The organism is Bacillus sp. FSL L8-0199, assembly GCF_038005705.1.
GTDB classification, from domain to species: Bacteria; Bacillota; Bacilli; order Bacillales; family Bacillaceae_G; genus Bacillus_A; species Bacillus_A cereus.
Map to the genome: position 1 here is coordinate 4,426,425 of NZ_JBBOTS010000001.1, position 26,862 is coordinate 4,453,286.

A 26,862-nucleotide genomic window follows, 5' to 3' on the forward strand; every position below is an offset into this window, starting at 1 on the left:
ATATCAATCCTCTCGCTTGAATATTACCTCTGGTGTTTCTTTAGCCTTTTCCCTTATTTTCCTTACAATATCAAATAAAGCATCTTCAGGAACGGTTTGTCCTCGTATATCAATAATGACGGTTTGTTTTGTACCCACAGGTAAATTATCAACCCTATCATTAACTTGTTTAACAATAACTCTAACTAGGTTACTTCTTTTTGACGAAGTAGACAAGTCATAATTTTTCACTTCCAAGCTGTGACCCTCTATATAAAAATCAGGTCTTGTACTACCTTTTGTAGCCTTTGAAACTTCTTCTCTATCTTTAAAAGCAACTTGGTCATCATAATCAGGATATTCCTTACCTACGTCAAGTTCAGACTGTCTCCATGAAGGTCTAGCAAACATGAGGTAGCTACTCAAATAATTTCCCCAATTTCCTGACGATGGTAATGCACTAAGTACTGCTTCACCAGTTAATCCAACACCTGCAAAGGCAGGTTGTAAACGTGGTGGAGTAATCTGAGTTATTTTAGAGAATCTAGCTCCTCTAGCAAGTGTAGAAACTTTATCCAACCCTTTACCTCCAAGGAATCCTAACCCGACTGATGTTACAAGGTAAGAACCCCAGCGAAAGCCACTTTCAACATCACCATGCCAAACATCATCCATAAAAGAATCTGAAAAGGCATTCCACATGGCAGGGAGAGTTTCGTCATAATTGACAACTGCATCCCACATGGCTGACCATGTTTCACCGTCACCTAACGCTTTAAATCCTTCCCAAGCATCTCCAACACCTTTTCCTGCACCATCATAAAGACCATCCCAAGCTTTCTCTAAATCAGATTTTGGTTTGCCACACATTGCACCTTCTTCAATTGAATTATCAGCCTGACGATTCCTATCTTCTGCAATCGCTTGAATAGAAGCCACCCACTCCATATTTAATTCTTTCGTACTAAATGTACCACTTGCAGGACTAAATCCTTTTCCACTTTGTACTTCTGCAAGACCTGTTGCAATACTAGCGGCTAGTTGAAGTGCTGTTGCGTAATTATTACTAGACGTTCGATTAAATTCATATAGATGTTCTAATTTTTCCTGAATTTTACGCCGCATCTCAATAAAAAGATTTACCATAGCGTCCATGCCCGAGATTGGCATAGCTTGATTGAGTGCTTCTGTACTTGCTATCATTCGGTCAATCTCTCGAATTTGTTCTAACAGTTCTTGTTCAACTACATCTGTGGAAGCAACTTGTGATTGAAATTGATTTGGAAAGGCATCATTCTGACGGATTAATTCTTCACATAAATAAATGATTCCTTATGCTAAAGGACGAAAAGTTTCTGCGAAGAATGCTTTTGCACTATCGTAAGTTTGCCCTTGTAGAACAGTATCGCTTGTAAAAGCATCAATCGACTGAATGGCTTGTTCCATACCTTGAATGGTAGAGGAACATACAGCGTTCATGCTATGAGTTTGGCTTTGTACTTCTCCCAAATACATATTTAAACTCATGCATTGATCCTCCTTCTTTATAAAGCATTTTATAAGAAAATTATACCATGTATGGTTATTTCACTGTTCCAAATATTAGAAATTACTAACAGGGAGAATGAATGCAATTAGTTACATAATTGAAAATAAAATTGTTAGACATAACTAACAATTGGGGGTGTATTTTTTTATAATACAATTTGTCACATAAAAAAATAAGCCCCCTAACTCGTTAGCGACCGCACATTGTACGATTCAACTTACGAATTAGAGAGCTTATATATTGCGGACTTTGACGTCACCGCAAAAGGTTTTTTTAGCGTCCCAGGAGAGATTCGAACTCCCGACCGTACGCTTAGAAGGCGTATGCTCTATCCGGCTGAGCTACTGGGACATGGAGCGGGTGAAGAGAATCGAACTCTCGACCAGAGCTTGGAAGGCTCTTGTTTTACCACTAAACTACACCCGCATATGTTATTTTATTTTTCTTCGTTAGCGCCGTTGCCCTATCGACAATATTTATTATATGTATAACCATACATAAAGTCAACACCTTTTTTAAAAGAGGATAATTTTTCTTATCCTCTTTTAAAAACTGCTTGTTCAACTAGCTGTCCGTCTAACGTTTCAAAACGAACTTCCATTTGATTTTCATCCATTTTTAATAAAGCAAATGTCTTTTCTACACGCTGACGTGGTAATAAAACACTGCCTGGGTTAATAAATAAAACGCCGTTGATTAATTCTGCACCTAATACGTGAGAGTGTCCGAAGCACGCAACTTGCGCCCCTACCTCTTCTGCATGGTACGCTAATGTTTGCAATGTCATTTTCACGTTATGACGATGTCCGTGCACAACTAAGAAACGAATGCCATCTACATCAGTTACGATTTCGTCTTGAAAGTTAGCATAATCACAATTCCCTTTTACAACATGGAAACCTTGCAACTCTTCATGAGCAGGCGTTAGCTCCGAATCACCGCAATGAATCATGATATCTACTTTCCCTTCATATTTCTCTTTTAACTGCTGTAATTCCTTCACAGAGCTATGACTATCGCTTACGATTAAAGCTTTCATCAATCTCTCTCCCTTATTCTCCTAAAAACCATTCCGGGATTTTTTCTTCTAATTTACGAAGAGCACGTCCGCGGTGGCTAATGGCATTTTTCTCATCTGAGCTTAGTTCCGCCATCGCTTTTTTATATTCTTCCACATAAAAAATCGGATCATATCCAAAGCCGTTTTCTCCGCGGCGCTGTTCTAAAATATATCCTTCACACGTCCCGTTTACAATAACAGGCTTTTTATCACCTTCAGGGAAAGCTACTGCTAATGCACAGTAGAAGCGAGCTTTACGCTTATCAAACGGTATTTCATTTAATTCTTGTAACACTTTATCAATATTCGCTTGATCATCTTTCGGCTCTCCAGCAAAACGAGCTGAATACACGCCTGGCTTTCCATTTAAAGCATCTACAATAAGACCTGAATCATCTGCGATTACAATTGCATTCAACTGTTTGCTCAGACTATCCGCTTTTAAAATCGCATTTTCCTCAAATGTTTCACCAGTTTCTTCGACTTCTTCAATATGAGGAAAATCGTGTAATGATTTTACTTCTAAATCAAATCGCTCAAATAACTCAGCAAATTCACGTACTTTCCCCATATTTTTTGTCGCTACAACAACTTGTTTCATACTTTCCACCTCTACTCTATATGAGATACGATGTCGCCTAAAGCTTCTTTTTGCATGTCAATCAGTTGGAAAATGCCTTGTTCCGCAGCATCAAGTAATTCATTTAACTGTGCTCTGCTAAACGTCGCTTCTTCTCCAGTTCCTTGCACTTCAACAAACTGCCCTTTTCCAGTCATAATTACGTTCATATCAACATCTGCTTTAGAATCTTCTACGTAGTTTAAATCTAAAACAACACCTTGTTCTTCAACAATTCCTACCGACGTTGCTGCTAAATAATCTTTCACTGGAATTTTAGATACTTTTTCTGCTTGTAATAACTTCTCAAACGCTAATACCATTGCTACATATGCACCTGTAATAGAAGCAGTTCTCGTTCCACCATCCGCTTGAATAACATCACAATCAATCCAAACTGTTCTCTCACCAAGTGCTTCTAAGTCAACTACCGCACGTAATGCTCGTCCAATTAAACGCTGGATTTCCATTGTACGTCCTGTTACTTTCCCTTTACTTGACTCCCTAATTGTACGTTGTTCTGTCGCACGTGGAATCATCGCATATTCAGCTGTTACCCAGCCCTTTCCTTCTCCACGCATAAACGGCGGGACACGCTCTTCAATTGTCGCTGAGCAAATTACCTTTGTATCCCCAACCTCAATTAATACTGATCCTTCTGGATGTTTTAAATAATTCGTATGAATATGTATATGGCGTAATTCTGTTTTCTCTCTACCATCTACTCGCATAAAAATAACCTCCTCATAACTACTTGTTAGTATAGCCAAATTTAAATGTATGATATGTATACAATAAAAGAAGGGGAACTCAAAAAGCAATTCCCCTTTCTTACTTAAGTATATCAAATTATTGGCGATTAAAAACTACCTGTATTCACGTTTTCTGGACGATCTACCGGTTTTATTAACTTTCCGCCCTTTTCATCTATAAGATTTGCTTTACCATTTACTTCAATAGAAACGCTTTTCACGCCTTTCTTTTCAGTTAAAGATAAAACTAACGACTTCAATACGTAATTTGAAATCATATTTTTATCTGGGTTTACAAATATATTTTCATTAAAGTTTAATGTAAGATTTCCGTCTTGTAATTTCGGATTCGTAATAAGCTTAACGCCTGGATTAAAATCATTCAGGAGCGATTGATGGATCGGACCTTTTACAAGCTCATCTATAATTGCTGCATAGTCATTTTCTTTACCTTCCGCAACGCGGCGTGTGACTGGTACGTAGTATTGCTGTTTATTATTATTTTGCGCCATAAAATACAGTGTGACTGGTTTTGTATTTGTTACATCTGCTACTTGTTCATCATCGAAGTTAATACCATTTGCACGGCTCACTCCTTCACCAAGCGGTGTACCACCAACCGGCATCTTTGCCAATTTCTCACCATTTATTTGGAACTGCACTTGTTTTATCTCTGTAAATTGCGTCAACGTCCAAGCTATAGATTCAACGATTTGACGCTCTTCTTCTTTCGCATAGTTTTTCATTTCTTTAGAGAAATCAATAACTGCCGTTCCGTCCTTTTTCAAATCTAAGGTCATCGTTGTATTCGCCGGAATGACTGCACGAAACCCATTTGGTAATAAATTCGTTACCGGTCCATCTTTCACAAGGTATTCTAACGTTTGCTTCACAGTCTCATTTGCTTTCGGAGTAGGTATAGCTAACGTTTGTGGTACAACATAACCATTTTTATCAACAAGGTATAGTTCTCTATTTACCATTTGCCCTTGCTTATCTTTTTTAGCTACTTCTTTCTTCCCACCCTCTGTATACGTAACTTGTTTTGGCGGATCAATTTGTTCAGTTGCTTTCTCTTGATTTATAAAGCCACACCCTGTTAGTAAAACAGCGCTCACAGTAGCACCAACAACCCATTTAAAAGTGGATTTAGGCATGCCATTCCCCCCTAAAATCTAAGTTTGTACTATTATGTATACGAGCTGTTTCACGTTTTAGAACAAGCTGTGCCTCTTATAAATTGAAACTTTAATCAGCAGGGGTCTTACTACCCAGCAAATAGCAAGATAAAACAAAAGCTCCTGATTTCTCAGGAGCTCACTTATATAAATTCTACTATTATTCTTTTTCTAAATGAATATGCTTCACATTTTCAATCGGTTGACCAAACCATTTTGATGCAATTTCTTTAAACAAGCCTATTTTTCCTGTTGTTAAGAAGAGATGATCGCTTTGTTCTTCTCCTTCATTCAACATTTTACTATGATATAAGATTGTACTTACTTCACGTGCTGTTTCATCACCAGAACTAATTAGTTGCACTTTATCTCCCATTACTTTTTTAATAACAGGTCCTAAAATCGGATAATGTGTACAACCTAATATAAGTGTATCAATATCGGTACTTTTCAGTGGTTGCAGCGTTTCTCTTACAACTTCATACGCCATTTCACTTTCGAAATTCCCACTCTCTACAAGTTCAACGAAAGGTGGACAAGCTAAACTTTCTACCATAACACGGTTATTAATAGACTTTAACGCCTCTTCGTATGCACCACTTTTCACCGTTCCAATCGTTCCAATAATCCCAACGTGATACGTGTTTGTCACTTTTAAAGCTGTACGTGATCCTGGGTGAATAACTCCTACTACTGGAATTGGTAATTGTTTTTGCATCTCTTCTAATACAACTGCAGTTGCTGTATTACACGCAATAACTAACATTTTAATATTTAAATCTAGTAAATGCTCCGTCATTTCCCACGTAAATTGACGTACTTCTTCTCGAGAACGTGGACCATAAGGACAACGTGCTGTATCTCCTAAATATATGATACGCTCTTTCGGCAATTGACGAATTAATTCCTTCGCTACTGTTAAACCGCCAACTCCTGAATCGATAACACCGATTGCTCTATTCAACTTCATCACCCGTTTTCTCATTCATCATCTTTTATGTTTATCATTATATTTTACACACTTTAAGTTCGCTCACTTCAAATGCTTCTGTATGAAAATTTTCATTTGCCCATGTATAGACTAGGACCTTTTTTATTTTGCTCCTTTTTTTCGTAATTTGCAAGATAGAAAAATAACCGACCTTCTATAAGAAAGTCGGTTTCTTCTATATAAAGTGCATATTCATTGCTCCATCTTTTTTTGAAAAGAAGACATTCCCATTAATAAGAAGAAATGAGCAGAAATTAAAATGACGATAATTTATTTACAGCCCTTTTTATAGCCTTACCTATTTCCACGCTAGACTGTGGATTTTGTCCTGTAATTAAATGACCATCTACTACTACATGCGGCGTAAAATTGGGGGCTACATAAAACAAAGCTCCTTCTTCTTTCAACTTACTTTCTAACAAAAACGGAACGCGCTTTTCTAAATGTACAGCTCTTTCTTCATCGTTTGTATAACCTGTTATACGCTTACCCGCAACAAAAAACGAGCCATCCTTATTTTTCACACCGACTAAAGAGCTTACTCCGTGACAAACAGCCGCTACAATCCGGTTATTGTTATACATATTCTCAATCAAATTTGCTACATATGGATTACCTGGAAAATCTACAATCGCCCCGTGCCCACCACAAAATAAAACCGCATCATAATCCGAAAAATGAACATTTGAAATCGGCCTCGTATTTTGCAATAAAGAAGCTACATGCTTGAATTCGCGAGGTATACCATTCGGAATAGACACTCTATCTATAGGTACTCTCCCACCTTTTATTGACACAATATCAACATCAAACTTAGCCTTTTTAAATACATGATAAGGAGCTGCGAGCTCTTCCAGCCACAAACCAGTCGGGTGTCCATTCATATCATGAGCACTTGTTGAAACTAACAGTATCCTTTTCAACATATCCCCTCCTTATTACCTATTTATGTATGGAGTGTTCTTATCATTCATATAGCAAGTGAAGCAAACAAAAAATAGCCGACTTTTATATAAAAGTCGGCTGCTTTCTTATAATTCGAGCTCTCCCATACGAAGAAGCTCCACAACTGCTTGTGAACGTCCTTTAACCCCTAGCTTTTGCATTGCGTTTGTTATGCATAATTGTAGATAGTTAAGACTACATTTCTATCCTGTAGACGATTTTTATATCCCCGTTCTCAAATATCTCAATCCTATCTATAATCCTTTTAAACTCTTCATACAAATTCTTACTTTCATCTAACAAAGCAAAAGCTTTTCTAAATTCATCTTGAGTTTGTTTAACTTCGCTCTTATCCTCCATCGACACAAATTGAACTTCTTTTTCCTTTATAGTCTTCTCTAATTCGTTGCGGCGACTCAAAAATTCTTCTTTTTCAATAAGTTCTTCCATATATAAATCAATCAGTTTTTTTCTCTTTTCTTCAATCCTTTGTATTTCTCTTTGTAATTTGTTTTTCTTCTCTGCATTTGAACTTTCTTCATTCAAATTGAATTCCGTTTCTAACTGTTTTTCTTTTTCTTTCAAATTCTCTAATATAAACTCACGAAATTCATGATATTGAATTGGAGCGTGGCGTACACATTCATCACTTCCGTATCGTTTATATCTAGAGCACTTTAAGTATCTCCACTCTTCCTTAGTTCCATCTTTCTTTTTCTTAGCGCTATATACAACTTGCATTGCTGAGCCACAATGCGCGCAAAACATTATCCCTCGAAATTCATTCCATAGTGCAGGCCTTCTCTTTTTAGCAGAGCGCGGCTTATTTACTAATTCCCACTGTTCCTCAGATACAATGGCAGGATGATGTTTTTTAAATATTGTCCATTTTTCTTCAGGATTTTTTATTTGTTTCTTACGACCTGAAACCTTTACTGTAGTGTACTGATTTAATATATAGTCACCTTTATAAATTGGATTCTTAATAATTCTTTGCACGGAAGACATTTGCCATTTACCGCCAGTTTTTGATGGGATGCCTCTTTCGTTTAATATTTTTGCAATTCCTATATATCCAATTCCTTTTGAATACATATCATAGATTTCTCTAACAATCTCAGCTTCTTCCTCATTAATTACATATTTCTTCTCACGATCAGAATAACCAAAAGGCAAACGCCCACCTGTATGCTCCCCTCTCCTAACTTTAGCTGATAAAGCTGCCGATATAGATACAGATAAAGTTTTCGGATATTGCGATGCGAACATAGCAAACATTTCAAACTTCATATCGTTTTTTCCTTCGTAATGGCTATCGTATCCCTCTTCGATTGTGACTAATCGAATCCCATTAGCAATAAGTATTTCTTTAATCTCTAGAGCATCTTTTAAATCACGCGCTAAACGATGGATTGATTTGAATAACACCATCTGTAATTCACGTTTTTTAGCTTTCTCTAGTATAAGTTGCATTGCATGTCGTTCTAATAAAACCGTGCCCGTAATACCATCATCAAAATATATTGAGTTTTCATCCCAATCATACCCATGCTGATCTAACCAATATCGACATACATCGATTTGATTTTCTACAGATGAGACTTGTTCGTCCCTGTCTGTAGATACCCGAACATAAACTGCATACTTCAATCAAATCACCATCTTTACTAGTTATAATTACTCATATCAATAAAATGTGAATGATTAAAGTATACAAACAAAATCTTATCCCTACAATCCTTTTTACTTATTCTGTAAGCCAATCATATAAGGTGTCTCTACACTCTTTTCTTCGTTCCACTATAAACTTACTTTCAACAATTCTATAAAAATAACCTTCAAAAGTACTTCTAATTTTATTTGCTTTTTCTGCGAAAACAGTTTCTTTGAATGCTTGAATCGCTTGATTTATTACTTGTTCAATAGGCTTGTCTATTTTTGAACGTTTATAAGCCATTAATACTCGATGATACAGTTTATAAATTTTATCTGCTGATTTGAAGAATGGGGCTACCACATCTCTGAATTGGCTTGGTACATTTTCTGGTGTGAAAGTTTCATCTAAATCCTCTAATTCGATTTCTTTAGATTCCCTTGCTGACCTTTCTTTTACGTTTAATTCGTTTTTTAATTCTTCTAGAGGATGTGATTCAGAAAGCTTAGTTTCCTTGTCCGATTTTGCATCGAAAACCTTTGATTCTGTAGGGTTTTCTTCATCTTGTCGCTGTGACATTTTCGGTAGGACATTCGGTGTGACACTATATTTTTTTAGAAGGACATAGACGTTATGCCCATTCCCTCCACGTAATTTCCCTTCCGTTCGAATTGTTTTATGTCTAGTTACTACCTCAAAATCCTCTAACACTTTTAATACCCTACGGACAGTTCGATCGCTTATATTTAATGCTTCAGCAATTGTTCCTACCTTCAGGAAAGATACACCTGGAATCTTGCAAGAATGCCTTGCTAGAAATTTCAATACTTTTATTGCTGACTCAGATAGTTCATGTGCATGTTTGTATAAAAAAGAACATATCGCTTCATTCATCTCTTCTACTGATTGGAATGATTGTAGTTCTTTGTATTGTGTGTAACTTGCTGAACTAAGCATCTCCTTACCCCCTAATTATATAAGTACAATAATCATATTAATTACAATTAAAATCGCAGAAACTGTGTAGAAACCATAAAACCATACAAGATCCGATTTACTTTCTAAACCAAAATAATCATTTAATCTTTGCATGTTTGTTCCTCCTTTTTAGTTCAACTATAAAAGTTGAACTATTTAAGTTGAATTATAACCCTCCAAATATTCAACGTCAATAGTTGAACGAAAAAAGTTTTACTAATTTCGATTGATGTTGTAAAATGGGTACAAGATAACCAGTGTTGCGGAGGAGAATAAAATGAAATTCACACTCGGAAATTCTTTAGATGAATTGGGGATCACGAAAAATAAGTTGTCTACAGAATCCCAAGTAAGATACAACACAATTAGTGATTTGGTGAATGGTAATGCTAATGCTGTTCGTTTTGATTCACTTGAAGCTATCATTGATGCTTTGAATACCATTGCTGCAGAAAAAGGAATTAATAAAATTTACAAAATAGACGATGTAATACAATACATAAAAAAGAGCTAATCATTCGAAAATGATCAGCTCTTTTTTCATCATTAAGTAGCAGCGATTACATATACTTTTACAAACACATTATATTTATTTGCCAGTTGTTCTAACTTCTTTTCTCTGTATTTTGTGATTGTAAAGAAATGAATAACTGGCACTTTTCCGTTATGCTTCTGTTTATAAATTTGCGTTAACTCTTCATATTTTTTTAATTTCTCATCGTTTACTATCATTTTCTGGGTACGATCTACTTCTACGGCATGAAGTATTCCGTCCTCATCACGAAATTTCACATCTGGAATTATTTTTTTCTTTTTATTATCTTTTATATATTTAATTTCAGTTTCTACTTGCCAATCATCTGGACAAAATAAATGTAACCAAGCCTCATTACGTAAAATAGCGTGTGCAACTTTACCATGATGTACAACTTTACCTTCACCGAACAACTTATGTCCTGATTGGTTTAAATAATATACATGCTCTTTATTGTAAACTAGCTTACTTGTATACGTAGATAAATCTTTCATGATTCGATTTGCATTTCTTATTCCGCCCATCTCATGAACACTCATTAAATGCCTTCTCGTTGCAAACTGTAGCTTTCTAATCGTCGCAAGTATCGCCATTTGACGGTTGATTTGCATATGTGTTTGCATTCTCATGTTTCTCCACCTCGTATCCTTTTAAATGCTCCCACATCATCTTGTTACTAATGTAAGGCACTTGTATTTCTGTAAGTCTATCAGTTTTGAAAATCGCACGTCCGGGAATGCTTTTTATCGTTTCTAATCCTGCTTCATCTATAACAACACTTGAGGCCGTTTGAGTTGGTAGCCTAAAACCTAATTTTGCATCACTATTTTGTTTCACTTGGCGTGGTAATGTATCCCCTGTCGGATACTGTGTACAAAAAATCAATCTAAACCCTAAAGCACCACCTATGCGCGCTATATGAGAAAGCATTTGTTGACAAGCTCCCAATAACCTTTGTTGTTCTTTTTTCATACTTTTATCTGGGCAAAGTTCAGCTCCTTCGTCTACTATAATAAAGTAACGCTCTTTGATATTTGTTTCTACAACATTTGTGTAATGTCTACCTTTCATATATTCCATTTTCTCTTCAATCTTCTTGAGAATATTAGTTAATATCATAAAAGCTTCTGTGGGCTTTTCAGCAATAGAAACTACTTGTTTTAAATTCTTATACGGCCCAAACTCCAAACCGCCTTTTAAATCAATAATGTATAAATTAATATGTTCTGGTTGCGCTAAAGTAAGTGAAGTAACTACATTCTTTAGAAACACCGTCTTACCCATTCGAGTGAGACCACCTAGTGTCATATGTGGTGTTTTATCAAAATCATGATAGACAAGTTTTTCTAAACTTTGGCCCATTGGAACACACCAACTTCCTTCTGCCACCAAATCTTTTGACCATGACCATTTTTTCGGTATATCTCTATGAAACACACGAATCTTTAACTTGTAATTATCATAATCAATTCGGACAGGTTTACTTAGCCCTTCAGAGACAACATCCTCCACCTTCTGAATAATTTTACTCGGCATTCCTACAGGCAACCGATATATATAAGTTGTACTTCGATCATCTTCTTTTTGTTCAAGAAAAACTGGATACTGTAATCTGTCCTCTCTACGTATCGCAATTCCGCTTACTTCGAAAAAAACTTGTATTTTCTTTCGATCACTCTCTCTTCCTTCGAGCCTCCCGCCAAATATGGCGAAAATTAAACCTGCGAATGGTACTGATAACAACTCCAGCATATAATCACTCCTTATATCCCTCTTATAGAGGGTATATATCCCTGTTTCAAGGAATATGTGCATACAAGCCAAACTCCTTATGACATAAGGAATAAAAGGTTTCCACATCGTATTCCCTCATAGAAATAAAACGAGAACATAACGTAGAAGGTATAGAAACGAGCCTGTAAGTGTTGTGTACAAGGTGACACGTGGAAGCCAATGTGGAACACTTTTTCCCATTTTTTCAGCTACTTTCATAGCGACTACAGATAATCCTGTTGCAGTCCAAATAACTACCGCTTCTCCTGCAAGTGTCATGATTATTCCTCCTCTTCCTTTTCGCGAAATACAATACCCTTTCTTGTAAGGACAACATCATAACAATCCATTAAAATCTCCCAATTTAAAACATCTTCTTCCTCACCATATAAATCTTCCTCCACTACCTGCGATAAATTAAAATACCCTTTGTACTCTTTGTTATTAAAAACTTTATGGCTTCTCATGTGATTTAAAATTGATTCAGTTTCTGCTCTTGATCTTGATTCGTTGTACATAGATCTTAACTCTTTTGAAGGATGTAAATATGGAGTTGTGTTTAAATGGTTATATTGCCAACGCATATAGACCTCTCCCCTCTTGTTGCCTCTTCTTCCTTGTGGTCTTCCAAATGGAAGTAATATAGGTATATGAACTAGAAAACAAAAACTTGTTTGTCCAACAACAAAAAAATCAAAAGGTTTTTCAAAAAATTGATTGAATGTTTTAAAGGGAGGGATTTTATGGAGTGCAAATTAAAAATGATTTTAGCCGATAGAATGATTAAACAATCTGCATTAGCAAAAAGAGCTGGCATAACAGATCAAACATTAAGTATGATAGTTAGAGGGAAAAGCGAACCGACATTACGAGTTGCTATGCGTATAGCAAAAGCCCTTGATATGCAGATTGAAGACATATGGATAGATACTGACTAAATTCAAGTTTCCTACCATGTTTTTAATTGGTATGATTCATCTAATTTAAGGGAGGGGATTTTATGGAATTGCGTAAAACTGCGGACGGTGAAACCTTTATTATTGAATTAGAAGAAAAGAAAAGTTCTACAGGTAATCAATTAAAAAGATTAATATACTTGTCAATCGGCATATTAGGTCTACTTATTTCAGTAGCATTATTCTTTACTATCATCGGTATTTTACCTGGTATTGGATTAGCATTTTTCTCAGTTATTTTCATGTATAAAGCAATGGGAAAACAATTTGTGAAATGTCCTAGCTGTAATAAAAAACAACCTGTTGTACATAAAGCAGAGGCTTTTATTTGTCATAGATGTAATAAACGTACGCTAATTGAATGGACACAATAAAAAAAGGGATTCCCAATAAGTTAGGAATCCCTCTTTTTACTTTACATAGACTTCATTTGTTGTGATATAGTATGTTTTACCTTTGTTGTCGTGCACTAGGTATTTGTGTAAGCACTCATTAATAAATTTGTTTTAAAATATGTTGAAAATTTTTATATCTCTTCACAAAGCTTAGGCTATTCTAAATATAACAAACTGTACAACGTCTGGAATTTGAACGTTACCGGAATTTCCTGGCAATGTGATTGGAGTTGCTGGAATTGTAACATTGCGTATAGTAATTTGATCTCCTGCTAGTAAATTTAATAACTTAACACCACTTACTTGATGAGGTCCTGTTCCAGTATTATCAACTATTCCTACATCTCCAGGTACTTGAAATTCATTTACAAATATAGAAAATCCACCTGCATTTTCTCCGTCAACTGTGATTGCAAACCAAGCATAGTATGTGCCTGAAGTATTTACTGTGATTACACTTCCAACTCTTGTTATATCAGGAGTACTAGGTCCATCAGCATTTAGTGGTACACTAGCTCCAAAAGGTATAACTTGAGGTGTAGTACTAAAATCCCATGAATTTCTAAAAGAAGTTGAAAATGTGGGACCTGTCGCTCCAGTGGCTCCTGTTGAACCGGTTGGGCCTATGGCTCCTTGGGGACCTTGTATTCCTTGAACTCCTTGGGGACCTGTCGCTCCAGTAGCTCCTGTTAAACCGGTTGGACCTATGGCTCCTTGGGGACCTTGTATTCCTTGAACTCCTTGGGGACCTGTCGCTCCAGTAGCTCCTGTTGAACCGGTTGGACCTATGGCTCCTTGGGGACCTTGTATTCCTTGAACTCCTTGGGGACCTGTCGCTCCAGTAGCTCCTGTTAAACCGGTTGGACCTATGGCTCCTTGGGGACCTTGTATTCCTTGAACTCCTTGGGGACCTGTCGCTCCAGTAGCTCCTGTTAAACCGGTTGGGCCCGTTGGGCCTATAGGACCTTGAGATCCTGTAAAACCAGGTGGGCCTTGTTCACCTTGTATTCCTTGAACTCCTTGAGGTCCAGTTGGACCGATTGGACCTTGTTCACCTTGTATCCCTTGAACTCCTTGGGGACCGGTTGGACCTATAAGACCTTGTTCACCTTGTATTCCTTGAACTCCTTGGGAACCGGTTGGACCTATAGGACCTTGTATTCCTTGTAACCCTTGTTCGCCTTGCGGACCAGAGGAACCAGTTGGGCCCGTTGGACCAGTCGGGCCCGTTGGACCACCTGGCGGACCGGTTGGACCGGTTGGGCCAGGTGGTCCGCCAGATGGTCCGGTTGGGCCAGTCGGGCCGGGTGGGCCACCTGATGAACCAGTCGGGCCAATTAAACCTTGGGGACCGGTTGGGCCCGTTGAACCTTGAATCCCCTGTAGACCTTGGGGACCGGTTGGACCAATTGGGCCAGGAACGCCTTGTAATCCTTGAACTCCCTGAGGTCCGGTTGGGCCAACCGGACCAGGAACGCCTTGTAATCCTTGAACTCCCTGAGGGCCGGTTGGACCAATTGGGCCAGGAACACCTTGTAATCCTTGAACTCCCTGAGGGCCGGTTGGACCCCTAGGACCGGTCGGACCTGTAACAAAAGGAGGAAGAGTAATTGAAGGGAGCGGTGGTAGTGTGGGGCCTATAGTATTAGGATCAAATGCGGCTGCAGATAAAAATTCACCTTCGTCGTTATTTTTTTTTGGGGACACTTATATCCCTCCTAATAAAAATATTGTTGGGCTAAAATACTTCTTCTACAGCATATGCACATCAAACAGAACGAATGCTCGTACTATTCAAAAAAAACAAGCACATTCGTCAACATTACAAAACTAAAACAAATATGCAATAGATAACTACCTTTAAATTCCATAAAATCGAAAAGAGAAAATTCAATATAATAGGGTTTAAAAATAAAAGAAAAGGACTGCCGAAACATTTAAACAGTCCTTTAAAAATATTAAATAAACTCACTACACCATTACTCTAACATACACATAGGCTTCATTTGCTGTTACATAGTATGTTTTACCTTTGCTATTGTGTACTTTATATTGCAACGATCCATTAACGCTTACTGTTGCATCAATTGTAAAGCCTAATCCCGTATCTACAGTACCTGCGACATTCTTATCTTCCCACGATGGAGCGCTGTAAAATCTGAGATTATTCACTTTCGACACTACACGTTTTCCAGCGACTGAACTTACAGCTTCTTTCTTTTCAAATCGGATATACGATGGATTATATTTTATCCACTGATCTCCACCTAAATTTAGCCATCCGTCCTTTTCTCCCCAAACTTTATAAGCCTCTGGTTTATTTAATTGACGAATAACAGAATAGCTTGCATCTGGGCCTTTGCGTAAATTTACACTATATCCTTCAATGTAAGCTACACCTTCTACATTGGCTGTTGGTTTTTCCGCTGGTTTAGAAGGTTGTTCAGGAATAGAAATACCCGTGTTATTATATGCACGTTTTACATCTGCTCGGAATTGAGCTTCAGATATACCATGTTTTTTTAGATAATCCAGTGGATCAGTGTGAGTGGTCCCACCAAGATATTTCCTTACGTCATCATGTGTCCATAGTCCTTTTTCTACTGAAAGTCCACGATCACGTAAAATTTTTGCTAATAATTTTACATACTTGTCATAGCTTCGCTTAAACTTGCTATAATCTGAAGTCTCACAAAGTTCAACGTGTACAAAACGTGCGTTAGCAGCTGGCCCAGCACCATACGCAATATAACGTGTATCTGCAATTTGAATGACTTCATCCCAGTCAACTGCATAATGTACAAATGCACTTCTCCAAGTACGTGTTTCATAGCGTTGAATATTGATTGCTGGAGCTTCTGGAGTCGCTGTACTATGTGCAACTACACCTTCATACGCTCCTACTCCATTTCTATATCCTTGCTTCGGTAAATCAGGAATGATTAATATTCTGTCAGCAAAAGCACTTGTTGTAATGGATAACACTAGAATAGCTGTAAGAACTATAGAAGAAATTTGTTTTAATGTCTTTTTCATTTTACATCAGCATCCTTTTTCATAATTTTTGTGTGGTCAAACAGTCCAATGATGATTCCTTGAAATACATTTGTTTTGATGTTTCCGTCCAAAAACAAAACGCCTAGCACAATGCCAAGCGTTAAATTCAATAACGGAACATATTTTGTTTGTAACCCAATTGTTTTTACAATCTGCGATAGCCCAACAACAACACCAATTATTACAGCAACACTAACCATTACATACCACCTCCTTTCAATAGGAAAGTGAGAACGGTTCCAATAATCCCTCCAACAATTAAACGCAAAATCCAAGTTGTATTGGCGCTGATTTTATCTAATTGTTTATTGATATTAATAATGTCTTTTTCGTTACCTGTCGTTCGAATTTCTAGACTTTTCATTTCTAAACGAATGTCCTTGATATCTTGCTTTATTTCTTGAACATCGTTCCTCACATCCTGTAACCCTTCCACTTTAATCACCCCTTTTTAGGCAATAAAAAAAGACCAGCTTATAACTGCTGCTCTGGTTTCTCGTTTATTAATTTTTGAACTAAATCAGTTAATGTGGACACGTTAATCGCAAGTATATTAACCTGCTCTTTTAATTGTATATTTTCTTCTTTAACTACATTTAACTCTTCGGTATTCTTTTTAACCTGTTCTGTTAAATGGATAAATTCACGATACTGTTGTTGAAAAGCTGCAATGAAAATAGAGACAGTATTATATAGATTAATGGCTCGTTTCTCTTTATCTGTAAATATATCTTCAGTATCGTCTGCAATCATGCCGAAATAGGTTTCGATATCTCTCGTTGTATATGGTTCTGTTTGTTCTTCTGACTTGTTCATACGCATTTGATACAGATCATACATATCATCTTTAAAGTTGTATTGTTTAATAGTTAAATTCATGATTTTCTCAAGAGCTGAGAAAGGGATATCTTTTATGTTTTCTTTCATATTTCTAGCTGACGTAGGGTTAAATGCTTTTGCCCACATTTGCCCAACAGCACTAATATTCTCTTGCGCTCGTAATGTTCTTAATTCTATATCTTTCCATCCCTTACCCATCATATCTTTAATCTGCAAGCCATTGTTATAACCTTGTACAAAACTTGACCTTATCATTGCATTACCCATGATTAAATCATGATCAGTGGCGCCGTTTATGAAATGTATTTCATAGTCACTACCTTTTCTTCTGAAAGTAAACTGTCCCCAGTTATTTGTAAAAGAATGTGGTTCAGTTGTAGTTACAAAGAAGTGACCATATCCTGGAGCCCATCCTTCAGATTCAAAAATAATATCATTCAAGTTTTTAAAACGAAATTGTCCATCTGAATATACGCTCAGATGTCCACCGTCATTCTGCATTTGAATATAATTTGACCAAATATTAGTTCCTTCTGCACTTTCTCCTTTAGAAACCCCAAATTTTGCATATGCTTTAGAAGGTTGATCGACTCCATTAATTCGCGGCATGACTTGATAAATATAAAACGATCCTGTACCCCTGTATTTAATATTGTCAGAACCAAGGACGAGTGAAGGTTGAATACTTCCATCATTTGTTTCCATAAATCCTATATAGCCACGTGGCTTATCCGAATCGAAAATCTTCATGTCTTGCTTATTTATTTCAACAAATCTATTTCCACTCGTTTTAAGTGTTACTCCTTCTAAAACTTGTCCTTTAATATGACTCGCTGTAATAAAACCTTTTAAGTTAATCCTGTTCGCATTCAAAGTAATGTTTTCTTTACTCATATTGAATGCTGCGATTACATCATTTTCTTTTACTGATATACTAACACCCTTTTCAGTTAACTGAAGACGGGTTTCCATATCTCTTACATAAGAATCTTTTGCAAATTGTCCATCTGCTTGTATCCTTGTATATACCTCTGTCTTTTTGGCTGCGGCATTGATACCTTCTTCATTGATAGTAAAACGGTTATTGATTTGAGTCATTTTTTGGTCAAATTGCTCCGTTGCAAGTTTGTTAGCCAATTCATCTAATAAATCTTGTTTATTCTGATTAACTTTTTGCTTCAACTCTGGAATCTTAAACCCAGCAACATAATCCTCTACTTGTTTAAGCTCAACTTTACCTTCAAGTGCTTTCGCAGTATTTTCCCATCCAGCTTTCGCCTCTTGTAATTGTCTTCCTTGTTCTGTCTGCGTATTTTGTATTAAAGAGACATTTTGTTTAATGGCAGTTGCATCTTTTTCTACAGTTGCAACACGCTTATCAAATCCACCTTGATTGTTTTCCACTTTTGTAATTGTTTCTTTAATTCCATCGACGCTTTTTGCAATTTCAGTTGTTTTCTGAGTGAACTCATCCGTTGTTACCTGTTCTTCAGGCGGTGCTGTCCAATCTTGCGGCTTATTCCCTTTATACAAGGCAACCCATTCCACAATAGATTTCGTAGTACTACTCGGATAGTTATATAAGCTTAACTTTCGTTCATTTCCACTTGTAGCTGCAACTGCTTTGAAGGTTACATAAGTTATTCCATTCGCGTAAACACTTGTTGCATATCCAACATTGCTAGACCCACCATTCTGCCAAATTTCAAATTTCTGCCCTTGTGGGACACTCCCTTTAATTACAAAGGTATATTCCTCACCCGCAAAGAAATTTTCAGTTAGAGAATATTGATTGATTAGATAGTCTGTTTTTTCATATTTAACATTTGATTTTAATAAAAGGTTACGTCCACCAGCTTTATCACTATTAACCTTTGTTTCTACACTCGTCAACTTCTCACTGATTTTCCCAGCTTTTTCTTCTATTTCAGTAGTTGTTTTCTTAAGCTCACTTGTTGTTTGCTGCACATCAGAAATAGTCTTCTTTGTACCTTCTACAGTAGATTCAACTGTATTTAATTTATTGCTAATGTCAGTATCTTTTTTTGTTAACGATTCAATAGAGGTTTTAAATCCATTAGAATCCTGTTCAAACTGAGTTACTTTCTTATCGATTTCACCTTGTTTATTTTCGATATTAGAAATTGTACGACTGACCCCTTGTAAACCTTCCTGTACTTTATTGAATTGTCCTGTAGCTTGATTCTGTGCTTCTTGTACCTTTTGGTTTAATTCTGTTTTTGTGGCCTCAATATCTTTATTAACCTGCTCAAGTGTTTCTTTCTTAACGGATTCAACATCTGGTACAACCGATTCCCAAGCTGTACCTGTCCATATTTTTAAAACGCCGGGCTTTCCGTTACTAATATCACGCCAAAGCGTTTTATTAGGTTTAAGCCCTGTTGTTGGTGGATTCTTAGCTTCTATAATTTCAACAGTATTGTTTTTAATATTCTCTTGTACCTTTTCAGCAAGTGTTTTCGCTGCTTCTGATTCTTTCTTAGCGTTACTTGCTGTTTCATTAGCTTCTTTCACCAATTTATCTAGCTGATCCAGCATTTCTTGTTTCTCACCGAATTTACTAAGGATTCGGTTGTAAATCTTCCGTAATTCCTCGTTTGGGTCTACTATCTCTCTATAATCCCCAAATTCGTATTTATCTTGTGCAGGATCAGTGAATGATTCGTCACCAGCAATAACACGCGCTTCAAGATATAGCTTAGGTGTGAAGCCTGTATCTTTGATTCGGATTGTATCTCCTTCATTGATTAGTTCATGCGCTAGTCCGAAAATGCGACCGATCGATTGTGCCTCTACTTCATACGAAACTGAAGAGTTAATACGTTTTTTCAGTTCTATTTCCATTAACGTCATTAAACGTTGTGGCGTCATATTTAACTCTTCTGTTTCTGGCGTATAAAAACCAAACTTATGCTTACCACGTTCGTTCCATCGTTGAAATGCATCATTATCGACAATATACGGAAGTCCCCTGTTAATACTTTCAATAGTGATTACACTATCGCCTTCACCTTTTACAAATCCGACTAACGCTGTACAAATATCTCTTGAATGTTCAATACGTGTAACACCTATCAAATCTTTACCTAACTCTATTTCTTTACCAGTATCTCGGCCACGCCTTTGAATCATATCGACATACCATCCAACTATTTGTGACCCTTGAACCTCAACACGGTATTGAATTTCTAATTTGAACAAAGAAGCTATTTTCTTCAAAAAGGTTAACGGATCCATAAATTCATCAATGGTCATAGTGTGAAAACCTGCATAATCTGTTTTTCCACGTTTCCATTTCATGCCTACAAGAGCCATATCAATAAATTCGTTTACTGTTTTACCTTCTATCCTTTGTGGTTTTATAATACCTGATTTAGCAATTTGAACCCAAGCTCCTGAAGCATATGTGGTAATGGATCGTTTGTCTGAATTCTTCTCTGTTTCTGTAATGACATATGGTACAACTCTTCCATCGCGAACTTCTTTTAGAACAAGATTTTGTTGTTGTAATGTAGCTGAATGAGTAGTTCCATCAAAAACAGTGAAATCCAGCATATCAACATTGTTTTTTAGTTCCCAACGCCTATTATCATCCCAATAGTCATTTGGCTGAATAGCTGCAACGATTTGATCTGTTTTGAAATCCACAACATGCAAAATCCCGCTTGGTGTTCTCATCTGTATCTCTCCCTATAACTAACAGTTGCTTTAACATCTGGTGGCATTATATCGATACGATTCTCACCACGTATGACAGTTGGAAAATTACTAAAAATGTCTTTTAAATTAATCGCATTTTTACCGTTAATGGTTACAAGACTTTTTTCTGTATCAATTATAATCTTGTCTCCCGTATTAAAAATGTAAGGCGGATTATTTTGAGTATTTAAATTCACTTTCCAGAATTTCAAATCTGAAACGGTCATTGCTTCTACTGGCGGTACATCTTGCCATTGCATAATACTGATCTGGATTTGTGCTGCTTTTTCCATATGATAGTTATTTTCATCCGTCCACCTTGCAAATCGTTCTGAATCATCCTTTTCTGTCCCCGGAAGGAATTTCGAGATATAAGCCTCCCACACATTTCCCGTTCTAGCTATCCACAATCTTCCGTAATATTGATTCCATGTATTCGGATAATCACCACTCTCATAAATCAAACCTATTTTTCCCGGCTTATTATCATATCCAATTACCATTGTTCCGAAATTTTGTTCAGCTTGCCAAAACACATCAGACATAGCAATTTTTGAAAGCACCTTGCTATTTTCATCCAATATCGCTATCTCAACCCGTCCCATTTCATTGATTCTTTTACTCTTACATGTAACGTAAGCTTGCATAATAAAATCTTGTACTGGGCCACCGGGGATATTTTTTTTAACAGCTGCACCATGCCACCCTTTCCCTGAACTAGTACCAAAATCAGAACAATAAAATTGATATTTATCTGATTTCATTTCGCCAATCGGTTCGCCATCTTCCATCGAACTGACTTTACTCCAACCTACAGTGGTAGCCATTTCATCCCATATAAGCCTTTGATTTCTTTCAACAGGTAGTTGCTCTGTTTTCAACGGATAACCGATTCTAAAATAATCACGATTATACGGATACTCACCATACCATACATCTAAAAATGTACTCGGTTTCTTGGCCTCAATCTCAATAATTGGAGGCGCTTCTACATTACCTTGATTGACGAAAGAAGTAGTGATTTCAGTGGACCAGTTTTGAGTAAACGTATGAGTATTTTGTTTTCCTAATTTATATGGCATTGGACAAACAAAAGTAATAACCCCTTTACCTCTATTAACTATTTCATCCAGGTCTACAGAACCATCAATTAACGCTAGATACGTCCTATCTAATTCATCATCAAAAACAAGTTCAGCAGGTTGCTCTGTATATAGCCAATCTGCTAAATCTTCTTTTATCTTTTGCAAATCCGCTATATCTTTTTTTGCTTTAATGACAAGAGGAACATCAATACGACGTTCCTCTGTTTCTGTATTAATAAAAAGAGCCCCTGCGCGATGAGGGACTCTTACTAATTTTCTTTTAACTGGAGCCCACGAAGGACGTTTTCTTCCGACTAGCATTTGAATATAATCTTTTCTAATCTTATTAAAAGTAAAACTGAGTTTCTCCAACATGTTCACCACCCTTAAAATTCCGCTCTTCTTTTTTGTTCACGATCTTGAAGTTTTGTAGTGTAGGTGTAACTTCCATTTGCAAGCTCTTTTCCATCTAAAACATTTGTCATATTTACAGTTAATTTCAGTTCTTGCTCTCTACCCGCTCTATCTGGGAATATAGTTTTTGCCATAGATGGGTTGTTATAAGCTAATTGCGGTTGCGTATATCCGCTAAAATTGCCAAACGTATTTTGCGGGATACTATATTGATTTGTTTGGAATCCAAAATCAAAAATAGATGGCATATTCCCCATCTGCTTCTTAACGGTTCCGACTACATTTTTTGCTGCATCGACAACAAATCGTTTCCCTTTATCCATACCAACTCCAACACCCTCTGGAACTGCGCTACCGACTGGAATCATCACTTTAGATGGACTGTTAATTTCTAACGCTCCAGAAATAGTCTTTTTAATCTCTCCAGCAATGCTTTTCGCCTTACTATATAAACCACCTGTCGCATCATCCAAACCTTTTTCAAGACCTTCTATAATTGATTTACCGACGGAACGTAGATTTATAGTGCTGAAGAATTTTTCAACTGTATTCCACTTATCTTCAATATCGCTCTTTATCTCCCGCATTTTATCATTAACAGCTTTTTTCTGTTCCTCAAATTTTCTTGAAACTGTATTTTTTATTTCTTCTACCTTGTTGTCGGCTGAAGTTTTGGTTTCTTCCCACCATTTCGTTATACCTGACCAAGTTTCTTTCATCTTTTGAATTACATCATCTTTCATTACTTGGTATTTGGATTTTATCTGACCAGTTTCCCAATCAACTTGATTTGCATGTTCTCCCGCTTGCGCTTTTGCTTCACTCACAATTTCCTTATGCTTATCTCTTGCTGTAGAAACTGTACTATCATACTGACGTTTTGCCTCAGCAATGATTGCGTTCGCTTCATCAGCAGTAATAGTTTTATTTTCATCACGCTGACGAATCGCCTCAGCAATTTTTTCATCGCGAGTTTTCTTCGCATCTTCAATAACCTTATCCCTTGCTTTAGCGCTATTCTCTACAACTTCCGCTGCCTGTCTAGCTGAAATTTCACTAGCCTGCACACGCATATTTTCAAGAATAACCTTTTGCTCCATTTGATTTTTAGACATATGCTCAACAGCAACTCTGTCCATTTCATCCTGTAATGCTTGTAACGAGATGCGCTCGGATGTTGTTAATTCTCTATTTTCCCTAGCGGCTGTTTGTAGAATTTCTTTAATTTTATTTTCTTTTTCTTGTGTTTTTAGCTTTTCTTGTTCATAATGCTGATTTAACTGTTCAATTCGTTTGTTCTCTTCTTCAGCGGTTAACACATATGAATCAGCAAAGAACTTTTTAAGTCCTTCAATTTCTTTTTGCTGCCTTGCATTGGTTTTTTCAATGATTGTATTAGCTAATTTATCATATTGACCAATCAACTTCTGTGACTGTTCTTCTGTTATTACTTCATGATTCAATCTAATTTCAGTTAACTTTTGTCTAATACCATCAGATAACTTGAAATACTCGCCAAGAACTTTCTTGGTCGATGCGCTTACTTTCCCTTCTGTATTCGTAGCAAAGCGATCAACTGAAGCAATACTATCTTCAGTTGCTTTTTGATATGCCTTATATGCGACAACTCCAGTTCCAATAAGAGCAGCTGCTATTAAACCGACAGGCCCAAGAAGCACTCCTAATGCGCTTCCTAACATTCCCACCGCCGCACCAGCAAGACCTGCAGCGCCACCAGCAATTCCTAATGATGTTGCTAACGCTCCAATACCTGACATAATCATCCCAACTGCAGCTAAAACTACACCAATTGCAGCAGCAACAGCTGTTAAAGCAAGGACAATACCACCTGTGATTGCTATTGCCTTTTGTACAGGAGCAGGTAAAGAGTTGAATCCATCAACAAGTTTTTGTAAACCAGCAACAAAAGCACTAACTACAGGAGCAAGTGCATCACCAATTGTCTTTTTCATTGTAGAAAATGCTGAATCTAATAAAACAATTCTTCCTTGGAGAGTATCAATCTTTGTTTTCGCAACATCAGCAGCCGTAACTTTAGACATTGCATCCCACATCTCATTGACCCCATTTGCTCCTTCTTTAAAGAGAATAGTCGCACCACGTACGGCATCCGAACCGAATAATGTTTCCAAAGCCATACTTCGTTGCTGGTCTGTTAAACCTTTCATCGATTCATGAAGTGTCCCTGAAATATTTTCTAAACTTTGAATATGCCCCTGTTGATCATAAAATTTTGATGATAAGAAAGCTGAGCTCGTGGCTAATTCACGGAATGTCGTATCACACTTGTCATTCCATTTTTTCGCACCTTCTATTTTCATTACATATCCTTCTATAGCTTGTTCAATATCACCAACGCTCCTTGACGCTGGTTGTATACCATTTTTAACAAGAAAATCATATCCAGCTTGCGCGTTGTATGTTATAAGACCTAAATCTCTCATTTTGTTATATGCTTCTTTTGTTGTTGGATTTAAACGCATGAGCATGGTTTTTAATGAAGTACCTGCATCTGAACCTTTTAAACCATTTTGGGCGAATACCGCCAAAGTTGTAGCTGTATCTTTAAATGTCATCCCTGCTCCTGCCGCTACTGCTGAAGAAGCAGCAAGGCCATATTTTAATTCGCGTACATCTGTTGCTGATGCGTTTGCTGCACCTGATAATATGTTAGCTGCATCCGCTACTGAAAGATGATCTGCTTTAAACGCATTTAAGGCCGTTGATGCGATTTCTGCCGCTTCACCTAAATCTAGTTCCCCAGCAGTTGCCAAGTTCAGAGCGCCTGATAGACCTCCGTTAATAATATCTGTTAAACTGACACCAGCCTTTATTAATTCCTCAATACCTTTTCCCGCTTCTACAGAAGAATACTTTGTTGTTTCCCCCATGTTGACAGCTAATTCACTTAATTTTTTCATTTCTTCTCCAGTAGAACCAGATACAGCTTTAACATTGGCCATTTGCTGTTCAAAATTCATAGATTCTGTAATTGCGGACTTTAAACCACGTCCTATTGCATACGTCATTCCACCAAAAACAATACCGATTTGACTTCCTGCATTTTGCAAATGATTGCCCAGTGTTTCCATACGATTTCCAAAATTCAGTAGCCGATTCCCTTGTTGCTCGAGTTCATGATTTGACTGTCGTAATCCTTGTTCAAATCGATTTAATTCAGCGGTTGCCCTATGAATTTGTTCTGCATAACGTTGCGCTGACTGACTTGCTTCCCCTTCTTCAGTTTTAGCTCGATTATAAGCTGACTGAAGTTCCCTAATTTTCTCCTTTTGTTTATCTACCATACGAGATAGAACATCAATTTTTGCTCGCGTCTGTTCAGTAGCATTGGTATATCCATGCATTCCAGTTGTAACCGCTTGGAATTCAGCTTGTAAAGATTTCAATGAATTATTTAATTTATCCATTGCTGTTTGTTGAGCCTGACGATTCACTTGTTTGAGTTCATTCTCAAATCTATTTAAATCCGCAACAGCTTTATTGACTTGTGCAGCGTACCGCTGAGTAGCAGCATCATTTTCTCCTAATTTAGCTTTATTTTGATCATAAGCTTGGCGTAATGCCTTAACTTTTTCTTTCTGAGCTTCAATTAGTCGAGTGAGCGTATTCAATTTCGCTTGTGTTTGCTGACTAGCATTAGCAAAACCGCCCATTCCTGTACTTACGGATTTTAACTCGTTCTGCAGCGTCCTGACTGCACGACCTGAATTTGAGATACCTTGTCGAAAGTTTACGTTATCAAGGGAAAGTCTAACGACCAGATTATTTATTTCGTTCGCCATAGTCTCACCTCCCTCGTTAAATAATGTTTTCTGCTGGCACTTCTATTTCATTTGAATTGGAGTCTTGGTGATTTTCATTTCCGTTTTCACGCATTTTCCGATTAAGCCTCAAATAATGCCAAATATCCATCTCATTATCAATGTGATGGTGTTTGTACCCTTGTTGCAATAAAGAGAGGTAGAGTTCATCCATAAACTCGCTGAACGTCAACCCTCCTCCCTCTATACGTTTGGGCTTTCTGCTCCATCAGTTACAGGATTCGCACCCGCTGCCTCTACGGTTTCGTTAACTAGATCATTAATTACATTTGTTGTCGTTAATAAAAATTTTCGAGCGTCTACACCATCCCAATACTGATCCACCGTAAACTGTTCACCATAAACTTGTACTACATATTGAACCATCTTATCTAAATCTGCCGCTTCAGGATTATTTGGAATATCTGCAAGTTCAGGAGCTTGGCGAATTAAACGAGCTGGAATGAATGCTGGTAAGTTAAAAGTTTTTTCTTCGTTATTGATTCGTAAAATTAATTTCATAATTTATTCCTCCTTAAT

26 protein-coding genes, 2 tRNA genes and 2 pseudogenes are annotated in these 26,862 nt (G+C 37.0%); 3 read left to right on the top strand and 27 right to left on the bottom strand.

All coding sequences use genetic code 11. The features are described from left to right. Positions 1–3: 3 nt before the first annotated feature. The 14 genes and pseudogenes from NST86_RS22725 to NST86_RS22790 all read right to left on the bottom strand — a co-directional run bounded on the left by NST86_RS22725 (position 4) and on the right by NST86_RS22790 (position 9,819). Positions 4–1,182 (bottom strand): WXG100 family type VII secretion target, encoded by a 1,179-nt coding sequence (locus NST86_RS22725; RefSeq protein ID WP_137026126.1) that lies wholly within the window; start codon positions 1,180–1,182, stop codon positions 4–6. Between the two features lie 129 nt (positions 1,183–1,311). Beyond that, the gene (locus NST86_RS22730) at positions 1,312–1,506 is read right to left on the bottom strand and encodes a hypothetical protein (protein ID WP_016118679.1); all 195 of its coding nucleotides are present in this window, start codon (positions 1,504–1,506) and stop codon (positions 1,312–1,314) included. 299 nt (positions 1,507–1,805) lie between these two features. Next, positions 1,806–1,879: transfer RNA gene (locus NST86_RS22735), tRNA-Arg, on the bottom strand. Between the two features lies 1 nt (position 1,880). Then, a tRNA-Gly gene (locus NST86_RS22740) sits at positions 1,881–1,954 on the bottom strand. 109 nt (positions 1,955–2,063) lie between these two features. Further along, positions 2,064–2,567 carry a metallophosphoesterase gene (locus tag NST86_RS22745; RefSeq protein WP_000645489.1) on the bottom strand — a complete coding sequence of 168 codons (504 nt, stop codon included), beginning with the start codon at positions 2,565–2,567 and terminating at the stop codon, positions 2,064–2,066. Positions 2,568–2,580: 13 nt separating this feature from the next. After that, positions 2,581–3,189, bottom strand: coding sequence for an XTP/dITP diphosphatase (locus NST86_RS22750; RefSeq protein ID WP_000815929.1), 609 nt, complete (start codon positions 3,187–3,189; stop codon positions 2,581–2,583). Between the two features lie 11 nt (positions 3,190–3,200). Beyond that, positions 3,201–3,938 (bottom strand): ribonuclease PH, encoded by a 738-nt coding sequence (gene rph, locus NST86_RS22755; protein ID WP_016118680.1) that lies wholly within the window; start codon positions 3,936–3,938, stop codon positions 3,201–3,203. Positions 3,939–4,066: 128 nt separating this feature from the next. Next, a complete protein-coding gene (gerM, locus tag NST86_RS22760; protein WP_016118681.1) occupies positions 4,067–5,116 on the bottom strand; it encodes a spore germination protein GerM in 1,050 nt (349 codons plus the stop codon). A 181-nt stretch (positions 5,117–5,297) separates the two neighbouring features. Then, complete coding sequence (gene racE / locus NST86_RS22765; protein ID WP_000774005.1) at positions 5,298–6,107, bottom strand: glutamate racemase; 810 nt, start codon at positions 6,105–6,107, stop codon at positions 5,298–5,300. Between the two features lie 275 nt (positions 6,108–6,382). After that, positions 6,383–7,054 carry a type 1 glutamine amidotransferase domain-containing protein gene (locus NST86_RS22770; RefSeq protein WP_016118682.1) on the bottom strand — a complete coding sequence of 224 codons (672 nt, stop codon included), beginning with the start codon at positions 7,052–7,054 and terminating at the stop codon, positions 6,383–6,385. A gap of 105 nt (positions 7,055–7,159) precedes the next feature. After that, positions 7,160–7,246 (bottom strand): annotated as a pseudogene (gene gerE / locus NST86_RS22775) (spore germination transcription factor GerE); the annotation flags it as partial. A gap of 22 nt (positions 7,247–7,268) precedes the next feature. After that, positions 7,269–8,723 carry a recombinase family protein gene (locus NST86_RS22780; RefSeq protein ID WP_340934331.1) on the bottom strand — a complete coding sequence of 485 codons (1,455 nt, stop codon included), beginning with the start codon at positions 8,721–8,723 and terminating at the stop codon, positions 7,269–7,271. 97 nt (positions 8,724–8,820) lie between these two features. Further along, the gene (locus NST86_RS22785; RefSeq protein ID WP_340934333.1) at positions 8,821–9,684 is read right to left on the bottom strand and encodes a helix-turn-helix domain-containing protein; all 864 of its coding nucleotides are present in this window, start codon (positions 9,682–9,684) and stop codon (positions 8,821–8,823) included. A gap of 15 nt (positions 9,685–9,699) precedes the next feature. Next, positions 9,700–9,819: a DUF3961 domain-containing protein gene (locus NST86_RS22790; protein WP_001189355.1), complete on the bottom strand. Its 120-nt coding sequence runs from the start codon at positions 9,817–9,819 to the stop codon at positions 9,700–9,702. Positions 9,820–9,982: 163 nt separating this feature from the next. Here NST86_RS22790 and NST86_RS22795 point away from each other — a divergent pair, with 163 nt between their 5' ends. Next, positions 9,983–10,219, top strand: a complete 237-nt coding sequence (locus NST86_RS22795) for a helix-turn-helix domain-containing protein (protein WP_000673258.1) — start codon at positions 9,983–9,985, stop codon at positions 10,217–10,219. A gap of 32 nt (positions 10,220–10,251) precedes the next feature. Here NST86_RS22795 and NST86_RS22800 read toward each other — a convergent pair whose 3' ends face one another. The 4 genes from NST86_RS22800 to NST86_RS22815 form a co-directional block, all read right to left on the bottom strand. Next, a complete protein-coding gene (locus tag NST86_RS22800; protein WP_340934340.1) occupies positions 10,252–10,869 on the bottom strand; it encodes a replication-relaxation family protein in 618 nt (205 codons plus the stop codon). Further along, complete coding sequence (locus NST86_RS22805; protein ID WP_340934341.1) at positions 10,811–11,992, bottom strand: FtsK/SpoIIIE domain-containing protein; 1,182 nt, start codon at positions 11,990–11,992, stop codon at positions 10,811–10,813. Before NST86_RS22805 ends, NST86_RS22800 begins: the two co-directional genes overlap by 59 nt. A gap of 117 nt (positions 11,993–12,109) precedes the next feature. Continuing rightward, a complete protein-coding gene (locus NST86_RS22810) occupies positions 12,110–12,292 on the bottom strand; it encodes a hypothetical protein (protein ID WP_000170787.1) in 183 nt (60 codons plus the stop codon). A 2-nt stretch (positions 12,293–12,294) separates the two neighbouring features. Further along, positions 12,295–12,597 carry a hypothetical protein gene (locus tag NST86_RS22815; protein ID WP_340934343.1) on the bottom strand — a complete coding sequence of 101 codons (303 nt, stop codon included), beginning with the start codon at positions 12,595–12,597 and terminating at the stop codon, positions 12,295–12,297. 159 nt (positions 12,598–12,756) lie between these two features. Here NST86_RS22815 and NST86_RS22820 point away from each other — a divergent pair, with 159 nt between their 5' ends. Continuing rightward, positions 12,757–12,951, top strand: coding sequence for a helix-turn-helix transcriptional regulator (locus tag NST86_RS22820; RefSeq protein ID WP_340934345.1), 195 nt, complete (start codon positions 12,757–12,759; stop codon positions 12,949–12,951). A 62-nt stretch (positions 12,952–13,013) separates the two neighbouring features. Further along, positions 13,014–13,343, top strand: coding sequence for a hypothetical protein (locus tag NST86_RS22825; RefSeq protein WP_340934349.1), 330 nt, complete (start codon positions 13,014–13,016; stop codon positions 13,341–13,343). Between the two features lie 171 nt (positions 13,344–13,514). Here NST86_RS22825 and NST86_RS22830 read toward each other — a convergent pair. The 9 genes and pseudogenes from NST86_RS22830 to gpG all read right to left on the bottom strand — a co-directional run. Next, a pseudogene (locus NST86_RS22830) lies at positions 13,515–15,002 on the bottom strand (collagen-like protein); the annotation flags it as partial. A gap of 333 nt (positions 15,003–15,335) precedes the next feature. Further along, positions 15,336–16,400 carry an N-acetylmuramoyl-L-alanine amidase gene (locus NST86_RS22835; protein WP_340934353.1) on the bottom strand — a complete coding sequence of 355 codons (1,065 nt, stop codon included), beginning with the start codon at positions 16,398–16,400 and terminating at the stop codon, positions 15,336–15,338. After that, positions 16,397–16,621, bottom strand: coding sequence for a holin (locus NST86_RS22840; protein WP_340934355.1), 225 nt, complete (start codon positions 16,619–16,621; stop codon positions 16,397–16,399). The genes NST86_RS22835 and NST86_RS22840 overlap by 4 nt, the downstream gene beginning before the upstream one ends. Continuing rightward, positions 16,621–16,857, bottom strand: a complete 237-nt coding sequence (locus NST86_RS22845; RefSeq protein ID WP_340934358.1) for a hemolysin XhlA family protein — start codon at positions 16,855–16,857, stop codon at positions 16,621–16,623. Before NST86_RS22845 ends, NST86_RS22840 begins: the two co-directional genes overlap by 1 nt. Before the next feature lie 38 nt (positions 16,858–16,895). Next, positions 16,896–20,960, bottom strand: a complete 4,065-nt coding sequence (locus NST86_RS22850; protein ID WP_340934363.1) for a phage tail spike protein — start codon at positions 20,958–20,960, stop codon at positions 16,896–16,898. Beyond that, entirely contained in the window at positions 20,957–22,441 is a 1,485-nt protein-coding gene (locus tag NST86_RS22855) for a distal tail protein Dit (RefSeq protein ID WP_340934365.1), read from the bottom strand. The genes NST86_RS22850 and NST86_RS22855 overlap by 4 nt, the downstream gene beginning before the upstream one ends. An 11-nt stretch (positions 22,442–22,452) precedes the next feature. Next, positions 22,453–26,304, bottom strand: coding sequence for a phage tail tape measure protein (locus tag NST86_RS22860; protein WP_340934369.1), 3,852 nt, complete (start codon positions 26,302–26,304; stop codon positions 22,453–22,455). 16 nt (positions 26,305–26,320) lie between these two features. Next, a complete protein-coding gene (locus tag NST86_RS22865) occupies positions 26,321–26,515 on the bottom strand; it encodes a hypothetical protein (RefSeq protein WP_142389124.1) in 195 nt (64 codons plus the stop codon). A gap of 11 nt (positions 26,516–26,526) precedes the next feature. Then, the gene (gene gpG / locus NST86_RS22870) at positions 26,527–26,844 is read right to left on the bottom strand and encodes a phage tail assembly chaperone G (protein ID WP_340934372.1); all 318 of its coding nucleotides are present in this window, start codon (positions 26,842–26,844) and stop codon (positions 26,527–26,529) included. Positions 26,845–26,862: the final 18 nt, after the last annotated feature.